We start from the raw sequence: 9,645 nt of genomic DNA, 5'->3' as shown, positions 1-9,645 counted from the left end.
ATGCTTATTCATCGAACGAATGACTTTCGGTTTAGAATGGCAGATCGTCTTTGGCATCGCCCGGAGTAAATTCCGGCATAGCCGATGGAGCTGGAGGAGGAACGGGAGAACCGGAAGCCATTGGAGCACCTGTGCTAACACGCTCTACTTTCCATGCGCGGATACTATTGAACCAGCGATCATTCCACTGACGGGCGTCAACGTCGAATGATACAGTCAATTCTTCGCCCATTTGAATGTTGAACTGCTCGATTTTGTCTGCGCCAAATACGTCGAAGCACATTTTGCGCGGATATTGGTCGTGGTTTTCGATAACGTACTCTTGTGATTTCCACTCGTTGCCGCTAGTTTTTGAAACTCCGCCTCTCGGGGGGAGGATAGCGATGATTTTTCCTGTAAATTCCATTGCGATAATTTTAAATTCTGCGGCGAAGTTACAATTTTTTAGTAATATCCCTCGCACAATACCTGTTTTTTTCTTTTGTTTTTATTGGGCAGCCCAAATCTTTTTTCGTAACTTTGTGCGATAGAACATTTAAAACTTAAATACACGAAAATATATGAAATTTATCGTTTCAAGTACTGCTCTTTCCAGCCATTTACAGGCCATCAGCCGTGTTATTAATTCAAAAAATGCGCTGCCAATTCTCGATTGTTTCCTCTTCGAATTGGAAGACGGAACATTATCTGTGACTGTATCCGACAGTGAAACAACGATGGTGACTACCGTAGAAGTGAATGAAAGCGATACGAACGGGCGTTTTGCCGTAGTAGCGAAAACATTGCTTGACGCACTGAAAGAAATTCCGGAACAACCACTCACATTCGATATCAATCCGGATAATTATGAAATAACGGTGCAGTACCAGAACGGAAAATACAGCCTGATGGGGCAGAATGCGGATGAATTCCCGCAATCGGCTACACTGGGGGATAATGCTGTCCGCGTGGAAATGGAAGCAAGCGTACTTCTGGGAGGTATCAACCGTTCGGTGTTTGCTACTGCCGATGATGAACTTCGTCCGGTGATGAACGGTATTTATTTCGATATTACAACAGAAGACATTACAATGGTTGCTTCGGACGGTCATAAACTGGTGCGTTGTAAAACGTTGGCAGCCAAAGGCAACGAGCGTGCAGCCTTCATCCTTCCAAAGAAACCGGCTACATTGCTAAAGAATCTTTTGCCGAAAGAACAAGGCGCAGTGACCATCGAATTTGACGAACGCAACGCTGTATTCATGCTTGAAAGCTACCGGATGGTTTGCCGCCTGATTGAAGGACGTTACCCGAACTACAACTCGGTAATTCCGCAAAACAACCCGCACAAAGTAACCGTAGACCGCCAACAGTTGGTAGGAGCTTTGCGCCGTGTGTCTATCTTCTCGTCACAAGCCAGCAGTTTGATTAAACTTCGTATGCAGGAAAACCAGATTGTGATTTCCGCACAAGATATTGATTTCTCTACTTCTGCCGAAGAAACACAAGTTTGCCAGTATGCAGGTGCTGCAATGAGTATCGGTTTTAAATCGACGTTCCTTATCGACATACTGAACAATATTTCGGCAGATGAAGTAGTCATCGAACTTGCAGATCCTTCACGTGCCGGAGTAATCATTCCGGTAGAGCAGGAAGAAAACGAAGACTTGCTGATGCTGCTGATGCCGATGATGCTAAATGATTAATACGTTTCACCACAGATTAACACAGATTCACACAGATGTTTTTTCTTTAGAAGAAGTAAAATCTGTGTGAATCTGTGTTAATCTGTGGTGACTCAATAAAATAAACAGAAATGAAATTAAACCTGAAAAATCCCATTGTTTTTTTTGATTTAGAAACAACCGGAACCAATATCAACACAGACCGAATTGTTGAAATTTGCTATCTGAAAGTATATCCGAATGGAAATGAAGAAGCAAAGACATTACGTATCAATCCTGAAATGCATATTCCGGAAGCATCCTCTGCTATACATGGTATTTATGATGCCGATGTAGCAGATTGTCCTACTTTTAAAGAAGTAGCGAAAAACATAGCCCGTGACATTGAAGGTTGCGATTTGGCAGGATTTAATTCCAACCGTTTTGATATTCCTGTTCTTGCCGAAGAATTTCTTCGTGCCGGAGTAGATATTGATATGACAAAACGTAAATTTGTAGACGTACAGGTCATCTTCCACAAAATGGAACAACGCACCCTGTCTGCTGCCTATAAGTTCTATTGCGACAAGAATTTGGAAGATGCGCACACTGCCGAAGCAGATACACGGGCTACTTACGAAGTGTTGAAAGCGCAGCTCGACCGTTACTCCGATCTTCAGAATGATATTGCGTTCCTGGCAGATTATTCAAGTTTCAGCAAGAATGTCGATTTTGCCGGACGCATGGTGTACGATGATAACGGAGTAGAAGTGTTCAACTTCGGAAAATATAAGGGAATGTCTGTAGCCGAGGTTTTGAAGAAAGATCCCGGATATTACAGTTGGATTTTGAATAGTGATTTCACGCTGAACACCAAGGCGGCATTGACAAAAATCCGCTTGCGTGAAATGAGTAATTTGATTACAAAATAATGCTAAAAGGAAAGAAAATAATTCTTGGAATTACCGGCAGTATTGCCGCGTATAAGGCGTGCTATATCATTCGCGGACTGATAAAACAAGGAGCGGAAGTGCAGGTCGTAATTACTCCGGCGGGAAAAGAATTTATTACTCCGATCACTCTTTCGGCTTTGACCAGCAAACCGGTCATCAGTGAGTTTTTTGCCCAACGTGACGGAACGTGGAACAGCCACGTCGATCTCGGTTTATGGGCGGATGCCGTATTGATTGCGCCGGCCACTGCCTCTACCATCGGTAAAATGGCCAACGGAATAGCCGACAATATGCTGATAACCACTTATCTTTCGGCAAAAGCTCCCGTGTTTGTTGCTCCGGCAATGGACCTCGATATGTTTGCCCATCCTGCCACCCAGAAAAATCTGGATATTCTGCGTTCCTATGGTAATCATATTATCGAGCCGGGGACAGGAGAACTAGCCAGCCATCTGGTAGGGAAGGGGCGAATGGAAGAGCCGGAGAATATCATCCGGGTATTGGATGAATTCTTTGCTTCGAGTGACGAACTGTCCGGAAAGAAAGTGATGATTACTGCCGGACCGACTTACGAAAAGATAGACCCGGTGCGTTTCATCGGCAATTATTCGTCCGGAAAGATGGGATTCGCGTTGGCAGAAGAATGTGCCCGTCGCGGAGCACAAGTGACCTTGATAACAGGTCCTGTGCAACTCAAAACGCAACATTCTGGTATCATCCGTGTCGATGTCGAATCTGCTGAAGAAATGTACAAAGCAGCGCAGGCTCATTTCCCGGATGCTGATGCCGGTATTCTTTGTGCGGCAGTAGCCGACTATCGTCCGGCAACGGTAGCCGATAAGAAGATTAAGCGGGAAAAAGAAGAAGAACTGACCCTGCATCTTCAGGCAACACAAGATATTGCTGCCTCTTTAGGAGCCATAAAAAGAAAACAACAATGCCTGGTTGGCTTTGCGCTCGAAACCAATAATGAGCAGCAGAATGCCGAAGGAAAGCTCGAACGCAAGAACTTCGATTTTATCGTGCTCAACTCGTTGAATGATGCAGGAGCCGGTTTCCGCCATGATACCAATAAGATAAGTATAATCGACAGGAAAGGTCGTACAGACTATCCTCTGAAGTCGAAAACAGAAGTAGCTCAAGACATCATTGATCGTCTGGTAGCCACCCTGTCTCCCAATTTTTAATTTTCAAATTTTAATTTTTAATTAGTTTGTTACGTTCACTATACATTCAGAATTACGCATTGATAGAAAAACTGGATATCAGTTTTGAAACAGGCTTTTCCGTTATAACAGGTGAAACGGGAGCCGGGAAATCAATTATTCTGGGAGCTATTGGGCTCCTGCTGGGGCAGCGTGCCGATGTGAAAGCGATTCGTCGCGGAGCTTCCAAATGTATTATAGAGGCACGGTTCGATATTGCTGCCTACGGTATGCGTCCGTTTTTTGAAGAAAACGAATTGGAATATGATGAAGAGTGTATTTTGCGTCGTGAGGTACAGGCTTCCGGCAAAAGCAGGGCATTCATCAATGATACTCCCGCTTCACTGGCACAAATGAAAGAGCTGGGCGAACAATTGATAGATGTACATTCTCAACATCAGAATCTGTTACTTAATAAAGAAGGATTCCAGTTGAACGTGCTTGATATTCTGGCACATAATGATGCAGCATTGGAGAAATACCATCTGCGTTATGGCGAATGGAAGCAGACAGAACGCGAACTGGCTGAATTAATGTCACTGGCAGAGAAAAGCCGTTCCGATGAAGATTATATCCGTTTCCAACTTGAACAGCTCGAAGAGGCCCATCTTGTAGAAGGAGAGCAAGAGGAATTGGAGCAGGAAGCCGAAACACTAAGTCATGCGGAGGAGATTAAAGCCGGACTTTACCGGGTAGAACAGTCATTTGTCTCGGATGAAGGCGGATTGCTTTCTTACCTGAAAGATAGTCTGAATACGCTGAATAGCCTGCAAAGAGTCTATCAGCCCGCTAAGGAACTTACCGAACGTATGGAGAGCGCCTATATCGAATTGAAAGATATTTCGCACGAAGTCTCTTCGCAAAGTGATTCCGTTGAATTTAATCCGGTCCGCCTGGAAGAAGTGAACGAACGGCTGAATCTGATTTATTCCCTGCAACAGAAACACCGGGCACAGACTCTTGACGAGTTGATAGCGTTGACGGATGAATATCGTAGCAAATTGTCAGACATCACTTCATACGATGAACGTATTGCCGAGCTGACCGTTCGTAAAGAGGAACAATATAAGCAAGTGAAACAACAAGCAGAACTGCTCACCAAAGCCCGTACGAAAGCTGCGCGTGAAGTGGAAAAGCAATTGGCCGCCCGCTTGATTCCGTTGGGAATGCCGAATGTTCGTTTCCAGATCGAAATGGGACTGAAGAAAGAGCCGGGATTGCAAGGAGAAGATACAGTCAACTTCCTGTTTTCTGCCAATAAGAATGGTACCTTGCAGAATATCTCTTCCGTAGCTTCGGGAGGTGAAATTGCCCGTGTCATGCTTTCTATCAAAGCATTGATTGCCGGAGCCGTGAAACTGCCGACTATCGTATTTGATGAAATAGATACCGGTGTTTCCGGTGAAATAGCCGACCGCATGGCGGACATGATGCAGGAAATGGGCGACCGGAACCGTCAGGTAATCAGCATCACCCACTTGCCGCAGATTGCTGCCCGCGGACGTGCACATTATAAAGTATATAAGAAAGACAGCGATACGGAAACAAACAGTCATATCCGCCGTCTCACCGATGAAGAACGAGTAGAGGAAATAGCTCACATGCTTAGTGGCGCCACTCTGACCGAGGCCGCCCTTAGCAATGCCAAATCCCTGCTTGATGCTAAGTAATTAATGGCTAAATTGATTCATTCAAAGTAGTTGAGGTAGTGAATTGTTAAGCGGTAACTGATAAGTAGTAAATTGTAAATAGTAAAATAGTAAATCAAATAGATGTTGGATAAAAGTGAAATGATTTTCGGTGTTCGTGCCGTGATAGAAGCCATTCAGGCAGGTAAAGAGATTGATAAAATTCTGGTAAAGAAAGACATTCAGAGTGATCTTTCCAAAGAATTGTTTGCTGCTTTGAAAGGGCTGATGATACCGGTTCAGCGTGTTCCGGTAGAACGTATTAACCGCATTACCCGGAAAAATCATCAGGGAGTGATTGCTTTCATTTCTTCTGTGACTTATCAGAAAACGGAAGATCTTGTTCCTTTCTTGTTCGAACAAGGGAAGAATCCGTTTTTTGTTATGCTGGACGGAGTGACCGATGTACGTAATTTCGGAGCCATTGCCCGTACCTGCGAATGTGCAGCTGTCGATGCAGTGATTATTCCTGTCCGCGGGAGTGCGTCTGTCAATGCTGATGCCGTGAAAACATCGGCAGGAGCGCTGCACACGCTGCCTGTGTGTCGTGAGCAGAACCTCCGTTCAACGCTGCAATATCTGAAAGACAGTGGTTTCCGTATTGTAGCTGCTACCGAGAAGGGAGATTACGACTATACAAAAGCCGATTATACAGGACCGCTGTGCATCATTATGGGAGCGGAGGATACGGGAGTTTCTTATGAAAACCTTGCGCTCTGCGACGAATGGGTGAAAATTCCGATGCTGGGCACCATCGAATCTCTGAATGTTTCCGTGGCTGCCGGTATCTTGGTTTACGAAGCTGTGAAACAAAGAAATAATGACTGATATGAAGAAGATTTTAATTCTACCTTTACTGCTTTTCTTCCTGATACAGGGAAGCATGGCGCAAACTCCCAAATGGGTAGAGAAGGCAAAACGGGCAGTCTTCTCTGTGGTGACTTATGACAAGAATGATAAAATGCTGAATACCGGAAACGGATTTTTTGTATCCGAAGATGGATTGGCTTTATCAGATTATACTCTTTTTAAAGGAGCCGAACGTGCAGTGGTTATCACTTCCGAAGGCAAGCAGATGCCGGTTAGCTTGATACTTGGAGCGAATGATATGTATGATGTCATTAAGTTCCGTGTGGCTATCACCGAGAAGAAAGTGCCTGCGCTCATTGTGGCTAAAATAGCTCCGGCAGTGGGAGCCGATGCGTGGATGCTTCCTTATTCTACACAGAAAAGTATCGCTTGCGTTACTGGTAAAGTGAAAGAAGTTTCCAAAGTAGCCGGAGAATATCATTACTATACATTGGGTATGCAGATGAAAGATAAGATGGTGAGCTGTCCGGTGATGAACGCTGAAGGTCAGGTATTTGGTATTGCGCAGAAATCATCCGGCATCGATACGGTGACCACTTGCTACGCGGCAGGAGCAGCTTTTGCCATGTCACAGAAAATCAGTGCTCTTTCTTTGGGAGACGCTGCTTTGAAAAAGATTGGCATCCGGAAAGGCCTGCCCGAAACGGAAGACCAAGCATTAGTGTACTTGTTTATGGCATCTTCGAGCCTGTCAGGCGACGATTACGAAAAGCTGTTGGATGATTTCATCCGTCAGTTCCCTGCCAATGCGGATGGTTATCTTCGTCGTGCCAATTATTATGCAGCTAAAGGTAAGGACGACCAGACTTGGTATGATAAAGCAGTTGCCGACTTTAATCAGGCTTTGAAAGTAGCCCAGAAAAAAGATGATGTATATTATAATATAGGTAAGCTGATGTATGCTTATCAATTGTCGAAGCCGGAAAAAACGTATAAAGACTGGACGTATGACACTGCTTTGCAGAATGTTCGTCAGGCAATCGCCATTGATCCGCTGCCTATTTATATTCAAATGGAAGGCGATATACTGTTTGCCCAGCAAGACTATGCCGGTGCTTTGGCAGCTTATGAAAAGGTAAATGCCAGTAACATTGCTTCTCCGGCCACTTTCTTTAGTGCTGCCAAGACGAAGGAACTGGCGAAAGGTGACCCGAAAGAAGTCGTAGCTTTAATGGATAGCTGTATTGCCCGTTGCCCGCAACCGATCACAGCAGATTTTGCTCCATATTTGTTGGAACGTGCGCAGATGAACATGAATGCCGGCCAGCCACGGAATGCGATGCTCGATTATGATGCTTATCATACAGCAGTCAAAGGAGAAGTGAACGACGTATTCTATTACTATCGCGAACAGGCCGCTTTGAAAGCACGCCAATTCCAACGCGCCTTGGATGATATAGTTAAAGCAATCGAAATGAATCCGACAGACCTGACCTATCAGGCGGAACATGCAGTGGTCAACCTGCGTGTAGGACGTTATGAAGAAGCTATTCAGATTTTGGATAATATACTGAAGGCTGATCCTAAATATGCCGAGGCTTACCGCTTACTGGGGCTTTGCCAGATACAGTTGAAGAAGACAGATGAAGCTTGTGGCAACTTTAAGAAAGCGAAAGAACTGGGTGATCCAAATGTAGATGAGCTGATTACCAAATACTGCAAGTAAGAGATTGCCTCTTCGAAAACAACATAAGTAAAAATGAATCCCTGCCAACTCGAAAATTGGCAGGGATTCCTCGTTTTGGGGGACGTTGTATAAAAAACTCTCTCTCTTTTTTTATTTTTCCCCACTTCACTTGTTAAGCTCAGGTTGTAGGTTTTAATGATATATGGTTTGATTTCCCTTTTTCCCCTCTTTTATAAGTTAAATGCACGCTTATTGAAAATACTGCATGGCTTCACTTATTTTTTTTAGAAATTATTCGATTTTCCATCTAAAACAGTGACTAAATTTAAAAATGTGATTCATTTTATCTATAATCTTACTATATTCCGCACGTTTTTTAATAACACTTATGAGATAAGTTATAATTTATGGAAAAAAATCGATTTACTATTTGTGCAAACAATTACATCGATTGTTTGCGACAAGAGGGTCGTTATTCTACGGCCCACGTGTATAAACACGCTATTCGTTCTTTTTCGCAGTTTTGTGGGACCCAATCCATTACGTTCAGTAGGATAAACCGCGAAACTCTAAAGAGGTATAGCAACTATCTGTTGGCTTCCCGTTTGAAGCCTAATACGATTTCTACGTATATGCGTATGCTTCGTAGTATCTACAATCGCGGAGTCGATACGCATCAGGCTCCTTATGTACATGGCTTGTTCCGGGATGTATTTACCGGGGTGGACACACGTCAGAAGAAAGCCATCCCGATCGGTGAACTTCACATATTACTAAACAAAGATCCTCAATCGGAAAAGCTTCGCCGGACACAGGCTATTGCCAATCTGTTATTTCAGTTTTGTGGAATGCCTTTTTCTGATTTGGCCCATTTGGAAAAGTCCAATTTGAAACAAGGTCTTTTAAAGTACAACCGTCTCAAGACTGGTACTCCTATGAGTATAGAAGTGTTGGAGTCAGCGCACAATGCAATCGGAGGATTATATAATAAAACCGATGCGCGGAGTCCCGATTATCCTGATTATCTTTTTCGGATATTAAGCGGAGCATATAAGAGAGAGGAAGAGGAAGCTTATCGTGAATATCAGTCAGCCTTGAGACGTTTCAATAATGATTTGAAAAGCCTGTCCAGAAAATTAAGGATATCTTCATCCGTCACGTCTTACACGCTTCGTCATTCTTGGGCTACGACTGCCAAGTACAGAGGTGTTCCTATCGAGATGATTAGCGAATCATTAGGGCACAAATCTATTAAAACAACACAGATATATTTAAAGGGTTTCGAATTGGAAGAAAGAACAAAGGTTAATAAATTGAATTATTCTTACGTATGTAGTTTTAAAATGTTCTGATTAATATTATTAAAGCATTATGGATTAGGGACTTAATGCTGGTGTTACTTCTTAGGTAACGGAAATATATTCGCTACAAAGATAGGTAAAAATATTAATAGCAAACAAGCAAAAAACTTCTTTTTTTCCTTTTTCTCTCAAATATGCAACATGAATCTATCTGAACATGAAAGATAACATCTTCATGCTCAAGGGATTTTTATTACCTAAATTCAAAAAAGTCTTATATTGAATGTTAGGTACCCGCTTTTATATTCCCTCATAATCGATTTTTTTCCTTTTTTCACTGCTATGTGTATCCTATATG

Annotated in this window: 8 protein-coding genes; 7 read left to right on the top strand and 1 reads right to left on the bottom strand. The window is 43.3% G+C overall.

What is annotated here, in order from left to right; genetic code table 11:
- Positions 1-31: 31 nt before the first annotated feature.
- Positions 32-406, bottom strand: coding sequence for a DUF3127 domain-containing protein (locus BXY_RS20800; protein WP_004316866.1), 375 nt, complete (start codon positions 404-406; stop codon positions 32-34).
- A gap of 154 nt (positions 407-560) precedes the next feature.
- Between BXY_RS20800 and dnaN the strand changes: the two genes are divergently transcribed.
- The 7 genes from dnaN to BXY_RS20765 all read left to right on the top strand — a co-directional run bounded on the left by dnaN (position 561) and on the right by BXY_RS20765 (position 9,338).
- Positions 561-1,685 carry a DNA polymerase III subunit beta gene (gene dnaN, locus BXY_RS20795; protein WP_004316865.1) on the top strand — a complete coding sequence of 375 codons (1,125 nt, stop codon included), beginning with the start codon at positions 561-563 and terminating at the stop codon, positions 1,683-1,685.
- Positions 1,686-1,795: 110 nt separating this feature from the next.
- A complete protein-coding gene (locus BXY_RS20790; protein WP_004316864.1) occupies positions 1,796-2,575 on the top strand; it encodes a 3'-5' exonuclease in 780 nt (259 codons plus the stop codon).
- Positions 2,575-3,783 carry a bifunctional phosphopantothenoylcysteine decarboxylase/phosphopantothenate--cysteine ligase CoaBC gene (gene coaBC / locus BXY_RS20785; protein WP_008025458.1) on the top strand — a complete coding sequence of 403 codons (1,209 nt, stop codon included), beginning with the start codon at positions 2,575-2,577 and terminating at the stop codon, positions 3,781-3,783. The genes BXY_RS20790 and coaBC overlap by 1 nt, the downstream gene beginning before the upstream one ends.
- A gap of 26 nt (positions 3,784-3,809) precedes the next feature.
- On the top strand, positions 3,810-5,471 hold the full coding sequence (gene recN / locus BXY_RS20780; protein ID WP_087318230.1) for a DNA repair protein RecN: 1,662 nt from the start codon (positions 3,810-3,812) through the stop codon (positions 5,469-5,471).
- A 102-nt stretch (positions 5,472-5,573) separates the two neighbouring features.
- The gene (gene rlmB, locus BXY_RS20775; RefSeq protein ID WP_004316861.1) at positions 5,574-6,317 is read left to right on the top strand and encodes a 23S rRNA (guanosine(2251)-2'-O)-methyltransferase RlmB; all 744 of its coding nucleotides are present in this window, start codon (positions 5,574-5,576) and stop codon (positions 6,315-6,317) included.
- A 1-nt stretch (position 6,318) separates the two neighbouring features.
- Complete coding sequence (locus BXY_RS20770) at positions 6,319-8,025, top strand: serine protease (protein WP_195435910.1); 1,707 nt, start codon at positions 6,319-6,321, stop codon at positions 8,023-8,025.
- Between the two features lie 368 nt (positions 8,026-8,393).
- Positions 8,394-9,338 carry a tyrosine-type recombinase/integrase gene (locus BXY_RS20765; RefSeq protein WP_087323186.1) on the top strand — a complete coding sequence of 315 codons (945 nt, stop codon included), beginning with the start codon at positions 8,394-8,396 and terminating at the stop codon, positions 9,336-9,338.
- Positions 9,339-9,645 lie beyond the last annotated feature (307 nt).

The organism is Bacteroides xylanisolvens XB1A, from assembly GCF_000210075.1.
GTDB lineage: Bacteria > Bacteroidota > Bacteroidia > Bacteroidales > Bacteroidaceae > Bacteroides > Bacteroides xylanisolvens.
Note: the sequence above shows the minus strand (reverse complement) of the source record. Positions and strands in the feature narration are given on the sequence as shown.

What these genes read in the sequence shown, in the direction of transcription:
- BXY_RS20800 (WP_004316866.1), bottom strand. Translation starts at nt 406, where the DNA reads ATGGAATTTACAGGAAAAATCATCGCTATCCTCCCCCCGAGAGGCGGA.
- dnaN (WP_004316865.1), top strand. Translation starts at nt 561, where the DNA reads ATGAAATTTATCGTTTCAAGTACTGCTCTTTCCAGCCATTTACAGGCC.
- BXY_RS20790 (WP_004316864.1), top strand. Translation starts at nt 1,796, where the DNA reads ATGAAATTAAACCTGAAAAATCCCATTGTTTTTTTTGATTTAGAAACA.
- coaBC (WP_008025458.1), top strand. Translation starts at nt 2,575, where the DNA reads ATGCTAAAAGGAAAGAAAATAATTCTTGGAATTACCGGCAGTATTGCC.
- rlmB (WP_004316861.1), top strand. Translation starts at nt 5,574, where the DNA reads ATGTTGGATAAAAGTGAAATGATTTTCGGTGTTCGTGCCGTGATAGAA.
- BXY_RS20770 (WP_195435910.1), top strand. Translation starts at nt 6,319, where the DNA reads ATGAAGAAGATTTTAATTCTACCTTTACTGCTTTTCTTCCTGATACAG.
- BXY_RS20765 (WP_087323186.1), top strand. Translation starts at nt 8,394, where the DNA reads ATGGAAAAAAATCGATTTACTATTTGTGCAAACAATTACATCGATTGT.